The sequence below is a fragment of the Salinisphaera sp. T5B8 genome (assembly GCF_040361255.1).
In the GTDB taxonomy this organism is placed as follows: domain Bacteria; phylum Pseudomonadota; class Gammaproteobacteria; order Nevskiales; family Salinisphaeraceae; genus Salinisphaera.
Map to the genome: position 1 here is coordinate 76,112 of NZ_APNG01000015.1, position 16,736 is coordinate 92,847.

Below are 16,736 nucleotides of genomic sequence, written 5' to 3' on the forward strand. Positions count from 1 at the left end.
AGGCTGGAAGCAATGCCGAATCGACACCCACGGGGCCCATGTCTTTCATTCGCGTTTATTGGCGCTCATTAGCGGACTGTTTTTCAAGACAGGATCCGCAGATTGCGCAGATGACGCAGATTATTTGATAGTCGCTGCGTGTTTCGGCGCCACGGTCTGACGACACGCGCGATCCGCTACTGGCGTCATAGGGTCTCAAATCAATCTGTGAAATCGGCGTAATCTGCGGATCGTTGTCCGGGCAACGACGCCCGGCGCTCGTGCAGGACCAGTTTTGGCACAGTCCTCCATTCGCCTTTATTGGCGTTCATTCGCGGACTGTTTTTAATACAAAATCCGCGGATGAGGCAGACGACTCAGTTTTTTTTGACAGGGGCTGCGTGCTGCGGTGCCCTGGCGTATTTACTTGGCGGATAACGACAAGGTCGCGCGCGGTTGGGCGTCCTCGTCGCGATCGATCACCGGGTCGGCGAGGGTGAAGCGCTGGGGCAGGACATCGCGTGCGGCCAGATAATCGCGTACCGCTTTTCCACGGCGGCGCGCCAGTGCATGCAGCGCATCTTCGTTGTCGCTATCGATGGTAGCGCTGCCGAATAGCGACATGGCCTTGGCGTCGGCCGGCGTGGCATGGCCCTGGATGGTCAGCCGCAGGCCCGGCTTTTCGGTCATCTTCTGGGCAATCTTGCCAAGATAGGGCCGATCGTCGGGACGGATATAGTCGCGATTGGGCACGAACACCACCGGTTGCGACACCAGCGACCGGCCGATGCTCAGCAGCGCGTTCTTGGCCTTGTTGAGTAGCCCCACCGGCGAGTAGTCGCTCATGATCGCGGTGCGCAGACCGGCGAGCACGGCTTCGCGGACCAGGTTGCGAATCGAGAAGTAGGGGTTGGTGACGTCGCCGAGAATTGCGGTTTGAAAGTGGATGGTATCGCTTTGACCGCGCACCAGTGCCAGCGCGGTATCCATGGAAATACCCAGCACGATCTCGGTTTCTTCGCCGGGTGTCTCGATCAGCCGAAAATTCGACAACGTCGTATCCAGAATACCGTCGAGCTGGCCGTTGGTGGCGGACAGATTGAGTGTGCCATCGGCCACGCCGTTGGCGATGCGCCGGCCCATCGCGGCATTGAGATAACCGGACAGCGGCGTCAGCGCGAGCGAACGCAGCCAGGCATCGATATCCATTTCCAGCCCGCCGGTGGCCAGCGGCGCAATCTTGCCGCGGCTGTCGAGATGGCCATATTCGCCCACATCCAGCGCCAGCCGGTAGCTGGCATCCTGATCGGGATGGCCGGTATCCAGCCCGTCGAGATTGAACTCCAGTTCCGAACCGCGTAGCGATACGTTCGGCGTGACCGCGACATCGTTGAACACGATCTGCGAACCGGTCAGCGATAGATGATCGATCGCGTAGCGGGTGCCGGGGCCGGGCTCGGCGTCGGTTGTGGCGTTGTCGGTCGCGTCATCGTCGGGGCCGGCGAAATATTGCGCCATCACGCCCATGCCGTTGGCATCACGGCGAACATGAATATTGGCGCCGTCAATGTCCATATTGCCGACCTGGTAATAGGCCAGATCGGACAGGCGAAAACCACGCACCGTGGTGGATACGGCCTGTAGCACGGCTGCGCTGGTATCGGTATCGCCGAGTACGCGTACGCCCTTGCTGCTGAGGCTGTCGAAGGCGATATCGTCGATACCGTCGATGACGAGACGGTGCACTTCGGTATCGCGCAGCGCCAGCCAGGGCGCATCGAGTGCCGTGTTCTGGGCGCGGAAATTCTGGCTGGCCATATCGCCGTCCATGGCGAGCCTGAGCGCGCCGCCGGCCGGTTGTTCGCTGTACGCGCCGTTGAACACGATGCGGTCGGCGGTTAGTGCCAGCGGTTGTCCGGGTAGCTCGAGCCGTGCGTCGTTGCCGATCACGCGCCCCCGTGCCTGCCGTGCGAATAGCGTGGCGATATCGAATACCGTGCTGCCACGCCAACTCACATCGTTGGCTTCGAACAGCGCTGATTCAGGCACATCGAACGTCAGCCGAATCGCGTCGAGCTTGCCATCGCTTTGTATACGGGTGGTCGCGCCGGTGTCGATATCGATCGCGCCCTGCCAGTCGAGCTTGGCCAGCACCATGTCCAGCGCGCCGGGCGAGGCCAGGGCCAGGCGATCGCTTTTTAGACGCCCGTCGGTGTCGATATCGTCGAGCCCGGCGAAGGTGATTTTGCCCTGCCAGTTCACGGCGGCGGTGTCGGCGTGCAGGCTGTCGCTATCGATCGTCAGCGCGCCGCTGTCCAGCCGGCCATCGCCGTGGATATGCGTACTTTGGGCCAGCCGCGTATCGATGGGGCCCTGCCAGCTCAGCCGCGGGCTCTTTACCGTGGTGCCGGCACTGACAAGGGTCGGCTTTTCGGCATCGATACGGCCGCTGAGCTTCAGTTCGCTGGTGTTCGGGGCGAACGCGCTGTCGAGTGTGCCTTTCCAATCGAGCCCGGCCGTGCGTAGCGTGGTCGCGCCGCTTTTGAGTACCGGCTTGTCGGCCCGGTAGGCGCCGTCGAGTGCCAGCTGGGTAGCCTTGGCCAGCGTGAGTGTGGTCTTGCCCTGCCAATGGGCCTTGGGTTGTTCGAGCTGAAAGCTGTCGCCGTTGTCGAGGGTGAAACCATCGACATCGATAGCGCCATTGCTCGTGATCGTGGCCGGTTGCCCCTGCGCGCGAAACAGCTGCATGTCGATCTTGCCCTGCCAGCTCAGTCCGCCGCTGCGCAGGCGAGGCCCGTTGTTGAGTGCCAGTACCGATTGACGGCCGTGGGCCTTGCCATCCATGGAGACCGCGAGTGCGCTCGCCGAGTCGTATTCGAAATCGATCTGCTGATCGCTGTCGACCAGGCCCGTGAGTTCGCGCAACCCGCCGGCCGAGGCCAACGGCGCGATCAGTTCCAGCGCGAACCGTTCGGTCACCAGTTCGAAATGACCGCTGATGCGATCGCCGAAAGGTGTCACGCGGCCACTGAGGCGGATATGGCTGTCGCCGACGCTGACATCGGCGTCCATGGGCACGTCGTTGTTCTGCTGCCAGCTGACCACATCGCGGGCGTTGGAATCGTTGAGCACGAGTTCCCGATCAATGGCGCGCTGCTCGCCGTTGGCGGGCTGGCTGTAGTGCACGCGCAGCCCGCGCAGCACGACGTGTTGCAGGGCGATACCCCAGTCCAGCGATGTGGCCTGGCTATCGCTTGCGCCGATCGGATAACCGCCCACGCGCAACGTATTGTCACGGTCGCGATGGATATCGAACGCGCCGTTTTCGATGGCCAGGTGTTCGAGCACCACCCGCTTGGACAACAACGGCGCGTACGCCAGCGACAGCGCCAGTCGGCCGATGGCGATCTGTTCGCCTTCGGCGGCGCTGGCCTGAATATCGTCATAGACCACGGTGCCAGTCACGATATTGACATCGACATCGCCGATCGTGGCCTGCATGCCGGCCTGCTCGAGATAGTGCAGCGTCAGCCCGCGTACAACGATTGAAGGCAGCCACAGCGCGGCAGCCGCAAGCAGCACGGCGAACAGGCACAGCGCGACAAGAGCGCCTTTTGTGCGCCGTGAAAATTTCATTGCGTTACGAGATTGGCCACCGGGGTTTCAAACTTTATCATCGAGGCTTCGTTTCCCGACACACGTTCGCTATGAAAACTGCATTTATCGGCCTCGGCGGCATGGGCTACGGCATGGCCGCCAACCTCCAGGCCGCGGGCCTGCTGACCGCGGTCTACAACCGCACGGCCGAAAAAGCCGACGCCTTCGCCCAGGAATACGGCGTCGACGCCGTCAGCAAGCCCGCCGAAACGGCCGCGCACGCCCAGGCAATTGTCATGTGTGTGAGTGCCGACGACGACGTGCTCGCCATGATCGATGCGCTGGTACCGGAACTGGGCGAAGATCATGTCGTCATCGACTGCTCGACGGTGGCCAGCGATACGGCCCGCGAAGCGGCCCGCCGTGTGGCCGAAAAAGGGGCTGCATTCGTCGATGCGCCGGTCTCCGGCGGCACGGAAGGCGCCAAGAACGGCACGCTCTCGATCATGGTCGGCGCGGATGAGGCGGTTTTCGAACGCGTCAAGCCCGTGCTCGACGCCATGGGCAAGAGCATTACCCATATGGGCGAGGTCGGCACCGGCCAGGCGACCAAGGCGGTCAACCAGATTCTGTGTGCGGGTATCAATCAGGCCGTATGCGAAGGCATGCGTTTTGCCGCCGCACTCGATCTGCCGCTGGACAAGGTCGTCGACGTGGTCGGCTCCGGCGCGGCCGGTAACTGGTTCGTCAACCACCGCGGCAAGACCATGGTCAAGGATATCTTCGACCCGGGTTTCAAGATGAAGCACCACCACAAGGATCTCGGCATCTGCCTGCACATGGCCGAGCTCAACGGCGGCAAACTGCCCCTGTCGGCCCAGACGCGGGCCGAGTACGAACAGCTTATCGAACAGGGTTACGGCGACGAAGACATCTCTGCGCTCTACCGCGCCCGCCGCGATCTGTTCGACCGCTGATCTTGGCCGCGGCATCAGAACTTTTTCGAAAGGTTCTTTGAAGACAATCCGCAGATTACGCAGATTGCGCAGTTTTTGATCGAGTCGGCATTGACGCGATAGCGACGTGCTGCCGGTAGGCGTGACTTGCCGTCTTCTAATCTGTGAAATCGGCGTAATCTGCGGATCGCTCCGAGGACGAAGCCTGAAGGCCCGCGATGGCAGGGGTAGTCCGCAAATAAACGCGAATAAACGCAAATAATAAGACGGCGCGCCGCACGCCATGTGAGAGGTGTGACCGCGCAAGTGGACGGGGCTTGTAGCCTGCGTCTCGTTGATTCGCAGACATTTCTTTGAAGGAAAATCCGCAGATTACACAGATTGCGCAGATTTTGGTCGAGTCGGCATTGACGCGATAGCGACTTCCTGCCGGTAGGTGTGACTCGCCGTCTTGAATCTGTGAAATCGGCGTAATCTGCGGATCGCTCCGAGGGACGAAGCTTGGAGGCCGGGTATGCAGGGTTAGTCCGCAAATAAACGCGAATAAACGCAAATAATAAGAAGGCGCGCCGCATGCCATGAGAGACGTCTGAACGACGACGTGGGCTGACTTTTAGCCTGCGTCTTGTTGATCCGCAGATTACACAGATTGCGCAGATTTGATCGAGTCGGCATTAAGGTCGATTGCCCGAGGCCACGATAGCGACGTGCCGCCGATAGGCGTGACTTGCCGTCTTCAGTCTGTGAAATCGGCGTAATCTGCGGATCGTTCCGGGGAACGAAGCCCAGAGAGCCGCGATGGCAGGGTTAGTCCGCAAATAAATGCAAATAGGGCAGGGCGTGGGCCATGGCGGTACTACGCGACGTGATCGCCGGTTAGCATCCAGAAATCGGCTTTCATTCGCGTTTATTTGCGTTCATTCGCGGACAATTTTTTTCGCTAACGACGACCCAGAAGGTCGCGGCCGAAAAAAAGGCCGGCGATGATTGCCGGCCTTGTTAAGAGCGAGCGGGGCGACGCCGGTATCAGTTGGCGCTCTTGCCCTGGGCGTCGGTGCCTTCGATCTTGGCGCTCGGTGCGGCCTGCTGGATGACGCGTTCGATTTCGTCGACGCGTTCGGCGGCGACATCGACCATGATCAGAACCTGTCCGTCGTCGAGGGCTTTTTCATAGGTTTCGATTTGTTCGTTGTCGTGGCGAATGCCGATCATGCTCGAGGCCCAGGCGCCAAAGCCGGCACCGACGACACCGGTGGCCGCGACCAGCCCGCCACCGATGGCCAGACCGGCCGGCGGAAAGGCCATGGCAGCCAGGCCTGCGACCACGCCCGTTACCCCGCCGGCGGCGGCGCCGCGTTCGGCCGAACCGACCAGATCGGAGGTTTGGGACACATCGGCCTGGGGCAGGCCGCTGGTCTGTACGCTATCGCGGGCGACGACCGACATATCGTCTTCGGATACATCGTTTTGCTTGAGTTTGTCGACCACCGCGTGGGCGGTATCGATATTCGGTACGAGGAAATAAAGACGACGTGACATGCTTCTCCGGTGTATCTGGCAATGAATATAAGACCGTGGCGTAGCCGTCGGGTTCCGTGATCGACTAGTTCAGCGCCGCGCGTGCGCGGTGGGCCGCGGCGCGCACCTGGGCCGGCGCGGTGCCGCCGATATGATCACGTGCGGCAACCGAGCCTTCCAGCGTGAGCACTTCGTAGACGTCTTCGCCGATCGCCTCGGAAAAACCGCGCAACGTGGCCAGGTCGAGTTCGGCCAGATCGCATCCGGCCTGAATGGCGTACTGCACGCTCTTGCCCACGATTTCATGCGCATCGCGAAACGCTACACCCTGACGTACGAGATAGTCGGCCAGATCGGTTGCAGTGGAAAAACCCTTGCGCGCGGCTTCGCGACAGACATCGGCGTGCACCACCACATGCGGCATCATGTCGGCATACAGGACGACGCTGTTCATGACCGTGTCGACGACGTCGAAGATCGGTTCCTTGTCTTCCTGATTGTCCCGGTTGTAGGCCAGCGGCTGGCCTTTCATGAGTGTGAGCAGGCTCACCAGATGCCCATTCACACGGGCGGTCTTACCGCGTACGAGCTCGGCCACGTCCGGGTTTTTCTTCTGCGGCATGATCGACGAGCCAGTGCAGTAGCGATCCGGCAGGTCGACGAAGCCGAAGGCCGGGCTCATCCAGAGAATCAGTTCTTCGGAATGACGCGACAGATGGGTCATGATCAGCGCGGCGGCCGAGACGAACTCGATCGCGAAGTCGCGATCGGACACCGCGTCCAGCGAGTTGTCGATTACGCTGTCAAAGCCCAGTTCTGCGGCGACCATCTCACGGTCGATGGGAAAGGTCGTGCCTGCCAGCGCGGCCGCGCCCAGCGGCAGGCGATTCACCCGTTTGCGGATATCGCGCAGGCGTTCGGTGTCACGCGCGAGCATGGCCTGCCAGGCAAGCATATGGTGGCCGAAGGTCACCGGCTGGGCGACCTGCATATGGGTGAAGCCGGGCATGATGGTATCGGCCTCGCGCTCGGCCACATCGATGAGCGCGCCGCGCAGGCGTTCAAGCTCGCTGATAAGAGCATCGATGGCATCGCGCAGCCACAGGCGGATATCGGTGGCGATCTGGTCGTTGCGGCTGCGCCCCGTATGCAGCTTCTTGCCGAGCGCGCCGATGTCGGCGGTCAGACGCGCTTCGATATTCATGTGTACGTCTTCGAGCGCCGGGTCCCATTCGAAATCGCCCGCGGCGATACGCGCGCCGATGGCCTTCAGGCCGGCTTCGATTTCGCTGAACTCGGCGTCGGTGAGTACGCCGACTTTCGCGAGCATGCGGGCATGGGCGACCGAGCCGCGAATATCGTGGGCCGCCAGACGGGCATCAAAGGATACGGATTCGGTAAACGCGGCAACACGGGCGTCGGGGCTTTCCGAAAAGCGGCCGCCCCAGGTCTGATGGCCGGCGTTGTGGCGGGTGTGTTGGGTCATGCGCTGTGCTCGCTGCTGCATCGAGTGGTGTGCGGCGCAATACGCCGCTTCTGGCGCGCGAGTATAGCAACGCGATCGCTGCATCCCATGCGTTGCAGGCGGTTCGGCCTATTGATCGGGGTAAAGCGCGCATTTGCAGCCGCGGCTTTTCGCGCCGATAAAAGACCTGTTGTTTTTCTGCTGGGTTGGGCAATGCGAATGAGGCCACGGACGGTGAGCGATGATTCGGCATAAGCTTTGCTGATGTCGAACGCCCGCGAACCTGTCGAATTTCTGCCGGATTTCTGTACCGGTGCGCGGGTGCTGCGCGTGCTGGTGGTCTGCGAGGCGGTGGCGGTCGTGCTCGCGCTGGGCGGCTCGCTCACCGATGAGCTGCCACGCCGGTTTCTGTTGCTGTCGATCTATCTGCAATGGATCGGCGTGTGCAGTGCGGCTGCGCTGTGCCTGATCAAGCGCTATGCCAGTGGCATGTCGGCGCGCGGCATGGCGCTCTTGGCCTATCTGGTGTTGTTGCTGGTTACGCTCTCGATTACCGAAATCACCTTCGTGGCGGGGCGTTATTCGGGGTTTGCCCTGTTGCTCGAAGACGCGTCGCACGACGGCTTTCTCGCTCGCAGCGTAGGCATCTGTGCGGTCGTGTCTGCGCTGGCGCTGCGTTATTTCTGGCTGCGTTCTGCCTGGCAGAACCATGCCCAGGCCGAGGTGCGGGCCAGGCTGGAGGCGTTGCAGGCGCGTATCGAGCCGCATTTTCTGTTCAACAGTCTCAATAGCGTGGCAGCGCTGATCGCGGTTCGTCCGGACGATGCCGAAACCGCGCTGGAGGATCTCGCCGTGCTGCTGCGCGCGCGGCTTTCCGAACAGGGGCCGGCGGAGGTGGCGCTGGACGAGGAAATGACGCTGGTGGATGCCTATGTGGGTATCGAGTCGCTGCGCCTGGGCGAGCGCCTGCGTCTGGATATCGATATCGCCGCCGATGCGCGGCGTTGCCGGCTGCCGGCCTTGTCGCTGCAGCCGTTGGTCGAAAATGCCATTGGCCACGGCGTGGCGCGCCTGCCCACCGGCGGTACGGTCACCATCAGTGCGAAGCGCAAGGGCAACACGCTGGTCGTGCAGGTGTCGAACCCGCTCGCCGGCGACACCGCCAGCGTGCCCGGCAACCGCCAGGCGCTGGCCAATATTCGCAATCGGCTGGCTTTGCGCTACGGTGATGCAGCGGTACTGCGCGTTGACGAACAGGCCGATCGCTTTACAGTCGTCATGGTCGTACCGCAGATCGGTTGAATCCAGAGGGCGCGAACCAGGCGCGATGACAGGACGTAGATGCGAATCGTGATCGTCGACGACGAGCCGCTGGCGCGCGAACGCCTGCGCCGCATGATCGAGGCCTTTCCCGGTTACGATGTGGTCGGGGAAGCCGGTGACGGCGCCAGCGCGCTGACCTGTATCGACCAGACCAGCGCCGATACCATATTGCTGGACGTGCACATGCCCGGCATGGATGGCCTGCAGGTCGCCCGCGAACTCGCCGATGCCGACGTGCCGCCGGCGGTGATCTTCGTGACCGCGCACAGCGAGCATGCATTGTCGGCGCACAACAACCATGCCGCCGGCTACCTGCTCAAACCGGTACGCCGCGACGATCTGGCCGCCGCACTGGCGCGCGCGCGTCGGCCCAGCCGTGCGCAGGTTGCCGCACTCGGCGACGTGGTCACGGGCCACGGCCCGGCCTATATCAGCGCACGCACCCGCGATGGCATCGAACGCGTGGCCGCAAGCGATATTCTGTATTTCTGGGCCGATCAGAAATACACCACCGTCTATCATATGCAGGGTGAATTGCTCATCGAGCAGTCGCTGCTCGCACTCGAACAGACGCTGGGCGATGCCTTCATGCGCGTGCACCGCAAGGCGCTGGTTGCCAAGCGCCATATCACCGGCCTGCGTCTGGACGGCGAACAGGGCGCGACGCTGACCCTGCGCCACGTGCATGAGCCGGTACCGGTCAGCCGACGCCGTCTGGCCGAGGTACGCGCGCTCGTCGAGCAGCAGTAGAATCCGCGCCGGCTCATCGATTTTCATTGCGCCGCGGTCCGGCGTACTTCAACAAGGCTTTCGTTCATGTCCAAAACCCTGCGTATCGCCACCCGCCAGTCCCAGCTTGCGATGTGGCAGGCCGAACACGTACAGGTGCGCCTGCAGACCGCGCTGCCCGATATCGACGTCGTGTTGTTGCCCATTCGTACCGAGGGTGATCGCGTACTCGATCGGCCGTTGGCCGAGATCGGCGGCAAGGGCTTGTTTCTAAAAGAACTCGAAGCCGCGATCGCAAACGGCGAGGCAGATATGGCGGTGCATTCGATGAAGGACGTACCGGCCGAACTGCCGCCGGGCTTCGCGTTGCCGACCGTGCTCGCGCCCGGCAGCCCGCTGGATGCGTTCGTGTCCAATCATTACGACACGCTCGAATCCTTGCCCGACGGGGCGCGCGTGGGCACCTCCAGCCTGCGCCGCGCGGCCATGATCAAGCATCTGCGCCCGGATCTGGAAATCCTGAGCCTGCGCGGCAATGTACAAACGCGTCTGGCCAAGCTCGACCGCGGCGATTTCGATGCCATCGTGCTTGCCTGTGCGGGTCTCGAACGCCTCGAACTGGCCTCGCGTATCGCCAGCGAACTGACCGTGGAGCAAAGCCTGCCGGCGATCGGCCAGGGCGTGCTGGGTATCGAGATCCGGGCCGACGACGATGAAACCGCCGCCCATATCGCCGCCCTGGACGACGAATACACGCATATCCGGATCGATGCCGAGCGCGCGGTCAACGCACGTCTCGAGGGCAGCTGTCATCTGCCGATCGCCGCCCACGCGGTTCATGACGGCCAGACGCTGCGCCTGCGCGCCTGTGTCGGCAAGCCTGATGGCAGTGTCATGGTGCGCGACGAAATCAGCGGCCCGACCGGCGAAGCGGCCGAACTGGGTCACCGGCTGGCCGAGCGGCTGCTGGCCGCTGGCGCGGACAAGATTCTCGCTGATCTGGGATGAATGCGCCGCTGGCCGGGCAAACGATCTGGCTGACCCGCGCCGCGCATCAAAGCGCGGATTGGGCCCGCCAACTCGAGCAGGCCGGTGCGACGGTGATCGTCGAGCCACTGCTGGCGATCGAAACCACGTCCGAGCGCGCCGCTGCCCGGCAGGCGCTTGCCCGCGCGCGTAGCGCTGATCGGTTGCTGGCCACCAGCACCAATGCTGTTGATGCGGCCTGGCAAATCATGCCGGACTTCGAACCGGCCGGGCAGCTCTACGGCGTGGGCGCGGCGAGCGCGGATGCGCTTGAAGCCGCGGCCGGGCGGGCCGTACACCGTCCGCAGGGTGCGTTCACCAGCGAAGCGTTGCTTGCGATGGACGCGCTGACCGATGTGGCCGGGCTGGATATTGCCATTCTGTCCGGCGAGGGCGGGCGCAGTCTGCTGGTCGATACGTTGAGCGAACGCGGCGCACGGGTTGAAAAGATCGCGCTTTATCGCCGGCTTTGGTTGACGCCGGAGCGCGAGCGGCTCGAAGAGATCGCCGCGCGGGCGGATACCGCGATCGTGACCAGTGGTGAAGCGTTGTCGCATCTGGCGGATATCGCCAGTACACCGCAAAACGCGGCTTTGCGGGCCGCCTTGCAACGCTGTCGGTTGGTGGCGCCAAGCGCGCGTGTGGTAAAACAGGCCGATCAACGCCTGTACTGGCAGCATGCACCGCTGATTGTCGAGAACATCAGCGGCGAGGCCATCGTGGCCGCGCTTGCGCGGCTGTCGACGGGCGACCGACAATAGCAGCCATCGCTACGGGCTATCGGCTACCGGGGGAATCCGCGACCACATGAGTGAAGAAAAGCGTAACGACGCCCCTTCGAGCAAGGGCGCTGACCAGGACAACAGCGCAGCCAGCGCGTCGAAACCGGCCAGTACCACGAGCGGCGCTGCGAAATCGTCCGGCGGTCAAGCGGCCGACAAGTCCCGTTCCGGGCAGGACAGCGCCGGCAAAGCCAGCACGAAGCAGAGCGCGTCGGGCGCAAAAGCCTCGGGTACGGCCAAGTCCGGCACGACATCGGGTTCGTCGTCGAATACGCCGACCCACACCGGCACGCCCAAGTCCGGCACTGCATCGTCGAGCGCAGCCAGCGCCGGTACGACCGGTACGACCAAGAGCTCGGCCAGTACGTCGACACCGAAGGCCGCCGCAGCCGGCTCGGCGACGCCCAACCGGCCGACCGCGGCCGGTTCCGGTAGCGGTGGCGCCAGCAAGCCGCCCATCATCGCCATCGTCGCGGTGGTGATCGCGGCAATCGCCTTGGTCATATCCGGCTGGCTGCTCTATCGTGGCGAACAGCGTCTGGCCTCGGCGGACTCGCGTCTGGATACGGTCGAAAAGAGCGTGCAATCCAGCGTGCAGGACATCGTCATGCCCAAGCTGTCGCGCTTCGATTCGCGACTGCAGTCGCTGAATTCGGATCTCGACGATCTGGGTTCGCGCCTCGATCGGCGTGGCCAGACGCTCTCCGAGCTGCAGGAGTCGCTGCAAACGACCCAGACCCAGCTGGCGGAGCTCTCCGATGCGCGCAATGACGGCGCCAACCGGCTGCAACTCGATCAGATCGAATCGCTGCTGCGCGTTGCCAATCAGCGTGTCCAGCTCTATGACGACCCGCAGGGCGCAGCCCGTGCGCTGGAAATGGCCAGCGATGCCATCGCGCGCAAGAACGATCCGCGTTTGTTCGATATTCGCGGCGAAATCGCCAACGAGATCGCCGCGCTGCAGGCGCTGCCGTCGCCGGATATCGAAGGGCTGTCGTTACAGCTGGCCGCGCTGATCGAACAGGTGCCCAACCTGCCGCTGGCCTCGAGCGTGCCCGGCGAATACGAAAACCAGGAACAGGCGTCGCAGGACGCGGATAGCGACGAGGGCATGAGCTTCGACGAATTCCAGTCGCAGTTCAGCCAGGGCTGGGATCATTTCAAGAACTCGGTTGGCGATGCCCTGTCCGGCATGCTCACCATTCGCCGTTCGGATGGTACGCAGCGCGCGTTGCTGCCGCCGGATCAGGCGTTCTTCCTGAATCAGAATCTGCAGCTGGAACTGCGCAGTGCCCGGTTAGCGCTGCTCGAACGCGATACCCAGAACTATCGCGAGAGTCTGGCCACTGCGCGCGAATGGCTTGCCGACTACTACGATACCGACGCTGCGCCCGTGTCGAACATGCGCGAGCGGCTCGATCAGATGAGCAACGTCAAGCTCGACTGGGATACACCGGATATTTCTCGCAGCCTGGTACTGCTCGAGCAACTCAAGTCGCGTCGCGGCGGCTCGGGCGATAGCAGCGCCGGTAGCGCCGGTGGCGAAAGCGATAACGCAGGTACCGGTCAGGCGACCGGCCAGGAAGGTGCCTGATGCGCCGTACGCTGCTGGCTTTCTGCCTATTCCTGATTCTCGGCATTGTCATTGCGCTGGTCTTTCGCGATCAGCATGGCTATCTGCTGCTGTCCTTCGGCGGCTGGGAAGTCGAAACCTCGCTGCTGTTCGCGGTGGCCGCGCTGGTCGTGGTGCTGGCGATTGCGATCGGTCTCTACAAACTCGTGGTGGCCGGCGTGCTGCTGCCGCGCTCGTTGCGCAACCGGCTGGCCAAACGCCGCGAACGCAAGGCGCGGCATTCGCTTTATGACGGTATGCAGCTGTTACTGGAGGGGCGCTGGGCGCGTGCCCAGACCGAGCTCAGCCGTCTGGCCGATCGCCATGAAGCGCCGGGGCTGAATTATCTGCTCGCCGCACGCGCGGCCCAGTTCCAGGGCCACGTGTCCGACCGCGACCGGTTTCTCGAGCTGGCTGCCTCACGCAAGGGCGCGAGCGAACTGGCGGTATTACTCACCCAGGCCCAGCTGCAGATCCAGCAGGGCCAGAGTGCCGAAGCCATGGCCAGCCTCGCCCGGCTGTATCAGATGGAACCGACCCATCCGCAGGTCCTGCAGCTGTATGCAGCGCAGTCGGCGAGCGTGGGCGACTACAAGCAGCTGCGCGCGTTGGTGCCGGCGCTGTACAAATACGGCGAGATGCCCACCGAGAATATCGATCGGCTGGCCGTGGATGCCTGGAACGACGATCTGGCCCACAACCAGCAGAAAGATGCCATTGCCCTGACCACGGCCTGGAAGCGCGTGCCCAAGCGCCTGCGTTCGCGCCCGAGCATGGTCGAGCGCTATGCCAAGCTGCTCAAGCAGGCCGGCGCCGACGAACAGGCCGCCGATGTGGTGCGCGAAACGCTCAAGCAGGAATGGAGCGCGTCGCTGGTTTTGCTGTTTGGCGACCTGGAATGTGCCGATCGTACGGCCCAGCTGGCCACGGTCGAAAACTGGCTCAAGCAGTACGGCGAAGAGCCCGAACTGTTGCTGGTGGCTGGCCGCCTGTGCCTGCGCAATCGGCTTTGGGGACGGGCCCGCAGCTATTTCGAAGCCAGCCAGAAGAACCAGTCGCGCCCGGATGCGTTGCTCGAGCTGGGCCGGCTGTTCGAGGAAATCAACGAAAAGGAAGAAGCGCGCTCGGCCTATCGCCGAGGCCTGGAATTGCGCGACGATGCATAGCCTGATCGTGGGCTGTGGCGACACCGGCGTGCGGGTTGCCGCACGCGCGGTCGCCGCCGGCGATTCGGTCACCGGCGTGGTGCGCAGTTCCGCCAGTGCGGCGCGGGTACGCGGGGTTGGCGCGACCGCGCAGATGCTCGATCTCGATACCGATACGCTCGATCTGGGTGCCTGCGACCGGCTGTTTTATTTCGCCCCGCCACAACGCGAAGGCGAGGCCGATACGCGCATGGCCCGCGTACTCGCGGCGCTGGACGCGACGCCGGCCTATACCGTCTATATCAGCACCAGCGGCGTGTACGGCGATTGCGGCGGCGACTGGGTGGATGAAACACGCCCGGTGAATGCCGAAAGCGAGCGTGCCAAACGACGTGTCGACGCCGAACGCCAGATCCTGGCATTCGCGCGCGAGGCGCGCATACTGCGCGCGCCGGGCATCTACGGGCCAAACCGGCTGCCGATCGAGCGGCTACGTGACGCCACGCCGATTCTCGATGACGCCGACGGTGGCTGGAGCAACCGGATTCATATCGACGATCTCGCCGCCATCGCCTGGCTGGCCGGTAGCCAGAGCTTGTCGCATAACGTCTATAACGCCAGCGATGGCCATCCGACGGGTCTGGGCGTGTATTACGATACCCTCGCGCATATGCTCGATGTTGAGCCGCCGCCCCGTATTTCCTGGGCCGAGGCCGAGCAGCGTTTTTCGGCGATGCGTCTATCGTTTCTGCGCGAGTCGCGGCGGCTGAGCAACCAGCGCCTGCGCGAGGACAGCGGCTATGAATTCGCGTTCGCGGATTTTCACGATGGGCTGGCTGCCAGTCTCAAGGCCGAGCCGCCGCTGGACTGATAACCCGGCGCCAAAGCAGCGGGCGAGGTGCGTGGTTTTCGACGCCGTCGAGAAATTTAGCACCGGCTTGATCATCTACGCAGCCCGGCACGCGGCATGAACATCAATCAGGCCGCCTGGCCTTAGAACGATCTGTCTTCGCGTTTACTCGCGGCCAACCCGCCTGCTCGAGAGACACCAAACGAATGTCACGCAGGATCAAGGTAAACGTGCCCGGCGGGCGCCGCCGGCGCGGCGCGCCAGGTTCACGCTACGGGCTACGTTTCTCAAAGCCGTGTCCGCGGATCGACGCCGATTCACACAGATCAAAAGCGGCCCCGCACAAACCCGACGTCGCCAGCCCTTTGCCCAGATCTGTGTTGATCTGTGTCGATCTGCGGAAAGTGATTGTCGTGTTACCGATGAGTGCGCTGAGCAGCACGCGGCGTGAACATCAATCAGGCCGCCTGGCCTTCGCGTGATCTGTCTTTGCGCCTTATTCGCGTGGCTTCGCGTTCACTGGCGGCCAACCTGCCTGCTCGAGAGACACCAAACGAATGTCACGCAGGATCAAGGTAAACGTGCCGGTCGGGCGCCGCCGGCCTGGCGCGCCGGTTCATGCTACGGGCTACGTTTCTCAAAGCCGTGTCCGCAGATCGACGCCGATTCACGCAGATCAAAAGCGGCCCCGCACAAACCCGACGTCGCCAGCCCTTTGCTCAGATCTGTGTTGATCTGCGGAAAGTGATTGTCGTGTTACCTATCTGTCTGCGTAATCAAGAACGCCGAGGCCTGGCCACTATTTATGTGCATGTCGTGGCAACCAGTGGCTGCGACGCGCCTGTGTGCAAAGGTGTGCGTTCAACCCGAAAAATCCATCTATTTTGTGCCGGGTTGATCAGCCGGCGCGGGCTCAGCCGCCGGCGCCGATACGCGGCACGATCAGATCGTTGCGGTCCAGTCCGTCGGCAAAGCGTGAAATTACCGTATCCAGGCAGTTTGCGCCGGTCAGCGCGAAAACCACATCGCCGCTGAGGTTTTCGATCATGGCAGCGTTGTAGAGATAACTGGGGGTGCCGCCGCGACAGTTGCCGATGCGGTCTTCGGAGAGCGTGAGTCGGTATTTAGCCTGGCGGGCCAGGCTGTCGTAGGCACGGCTACGTTCGAGTGCCGCCGCGTCGTAAGACATCAGCGCCCAGCCGCGTTCGCGCAGGCTCGCGCGTAGACGCTCTACGAGCACGCCGTCGTCACCGGGCACGGCAACCGCGCGCGCCGCACCGTTGTCTGCCGAGGGCAATGGCGCGCCGGCACAGGCACTGAGCATGCCGTAGAGCATAATCGCCAGAGCGAGCGACGGAATCTTGCGTAGCGTCATCGTGTTCTGCACAGACCAGGGCACTACAGGATACCCGCTGGCTGCCAGCAGGCGTACCTGTTTCATGGCATCGACCGGCGTGTCGACGGCGCCAGCCGTGCCTTCGGGAGACTTGTTCGAGCCCGCCACGGGGTTTGCTGAGCCGGGCTGCTCGCACCGCTGCAAGCGTCGTCCGAACGGCATTGGCGTGCCCAACGAGTTGATGCAATGGCCGCGACCGTGCTTTCTTGGTTGAGCCGAGGCAAAGCACAAATCTCGACGGGGGCTTCGTAGTGAACGAATCGTGGCCGCTTCGAATGTATGCCGTGTGGGTAGGGCCGGCGGCGCGGAATACCTGCGTGCGCCGCGATTCTGGCGCCTGGGCATTCGCATATAGCCG

At 63.2% G+C, this 16,736-nt stretch carries 13 protein-coding genes; 8 read left to right on the forward strand and 5 right to left on the reverse strand.

What is annotated here, in order from left to right:
• Nucleotides 1–402: 402 nt before the first annotated feature.
• Nucleotides 403–3,615 (reverse strand): DUF748 domain-containing protein, encoded by a 3,213-nt coding sequence (locus tag T5B8_RS13970; RefSeq protein WP_353179688.1) that lies wholly within the window; start codon nucleotides 3,613–3,615, stop codon nucleotides 403–405.
• 71 nt (nucleotides 3,616–3,686) lie between these two features.
• Here T5B8_RS13970 and T5B8_RS13975 point away from each other — a divergent pair, with 71 nt between their 5' ends.
• Entirely contained in the window at nucleotides 3,687–4,553 is an 867-nt protein-coding gene (locus T5B8_RS13975) for an NAD(P)-dependent oxidoreductase (RefSeq protein WP_353179690.1), read from the forward strand.
• Nucleotides 4,554–5,558: 1,005 nt separating this feature from the next.
• Here T5B8_RS13975 and T5B8_RS13980 read toward each other — a convergent pair.
• Both T5B8_RS13980 and argH read right to left on the reverse strand, forming a co-directional pair.
• Complete coding sequence (locus tag T5B8_RS13980; RefSeq protein ID WP_353179691.1) at nucleotides 5,559–6,071, reverse strand: DUF1269 domain-containing protein; 513 nt, start codon at nucleotides 6,069–6,071, stop codon at nucleotides 5,559–5,561.
• A gap of 64 nt (nucleotides 6,072–6,135) precedes the next feature.
• A complete protein-coding gene (gene argH, locus T5B8_RS13985; RefSeq protein ID WP_353179692.1) occupies nucleotides 6,136–7,536 on the reverse strand; it encodes an argininosuccinate lyase in 1,401 nt (466 codons plus the stop codon).
• 243 nt (nucleotides 7,537–7,779) lie between these two features.
• Between argH and T5B8_RS13990 the strand changes: the two genes are divergently transcribed.
• The 4 genes from T5B8_RS13990 (at nucleotide 7,780) to T5B8_RS14005 (ending at nucleotide 11,354) form a co-directional block, all read left to right on the forward strand.
• A complete protein-coding gene (locus T5B8_RS13990; RefSeq protein ID WP_353179694.1) occupies nucleotides 7,780–8,817 on the forward strand; it encodes a sensor histidine kinase in 1,038 nt (345 codons plus the stop codon).
• Nucleotides 8,818–8,856: 39 nt separating this feature from the next.
• A complete protein-coding gene (locus tag T5B8_RS13995) occupies nucleotides 8,857–9,588 on the forward strand; it encodes a LytR/AlgR family response regulator transcription factor (protein WP_353179696.1) in 732 nt (243 codons plus the stop codon).
• A gap of 66 nt (nucleotides 9,589–9,654) precedes the next feature.
• Nucleotides 9,655–10,575, forward strand: a complete 921-nt coding sequence (hemC, locus tag T5B8_RS14000; protein WP_353179698.1) for a hydroxymethylbilane synthase — start codon at nucleotides 9,655–9,657, stop codon at nucleotides 10,573–10,575.
• Nucleotides 10,572–11,354: a uroporphyrinogen-III synthase gene (locus tag T5B8_RS14005; protein ID WP_353179700.1), complete on the forward strand. Its 783-nt coding sequence runs from the start codon at nucleotides 10,572–10,574 to the stop codon at nucleotides 11,352–11,354. Before hemC ends, T5B8_RS14005 begins: the two co-directional genes overlap by 4 nt.
• A gap of 165 nt (nucleotides 11,355–11,519) precedes the next feature.
• Here the strand turns inward: T5B8_RS14005 and T5B8_RS14010 are convergent, their stop codons facing one another.
• On the reverse strand, nucleotides 11,520–11,879 hold the full coding sequence (locus tag T5B8_RS14010) for a hypothetical protein (protein WP_353179702.1): 360 nt from the start codon (nucleotides 11,877–11,879) through the stop codon (nucleotides 11,520–11,522).
• On the opposite strand from T5B8_RS14010, the gene T5B8_RS14015 reads away from it, so the two are divergent.
• From T5B8_RS14015 to T5B8_RS14025, 3 genes are read left to right on the forward strand one after another with little or no spacing between them, the layout of a single operon-like run.
• The gene (locus T5B8_RS14015) at nucleotides 11,872–12,969 is read left to right on the forward strand and encodes a uroporphyrinogen-III C-methyltransferase (protein WP_353179704.1); all 1,098 of its coding nucleotides are present in this window, start codon (nucleotides 11,872–11,874) and stop codon (nucleotides 12,967–12,969) included. The genes T5B8_RS14010 and T5B8_RS14015 overlap by 8 nt on opposite strands.
• Nucleotides 12,969–14,153: a heme biosynthesis HemY N-terminal domain-containing protein gene (locus tag T5B8_RS14020; protein ID WP_353179706.1), complete on the forward strand. Its 1,185-nt coding sequence runs from the start codon at nucleotides 12,969–12,971 to the stop codon at nucleotides 14,151–14,153. Before T5B8_RS14015 ends, T5B8_RS14020 begins: the two co-directional genes overlap by 1 nt.
• Nucleotides 14,146–15,003, forward strand: coding sequence for a Rossmann-fold NAD(P)-binding domain-containing protein (locus T5B8_RS14025; RefSeq protein ID WP_353179708.1), 858 nt, complete (start codon nucleotides 14,146–14,148; stop codon nucleotides 15,001–15,003). Before T5B8_RS14020 ends, T5B8_RS14025 begins: the two co-directional genes overlap by 8 nt.
• An 892-nt stretch (nucleotides 15,004–15,895) precedes the next feature.
• Here the strand turns inward: T5B8_RS14025 and T5B8_RS14030 are convergent.
• Nucleotides 15,896–16,486, reverse strand: coding sequence for a hypothetical protein (locus T5B8_RS14030; protein WP_353179709.1), 591 nt, complete (start codon nucleotides 16,484–16,486; stop codon nucleotides 15,896–15,898).
• Nucleotides 16,487–16,736: the final 250 nt, after the last annotated feature.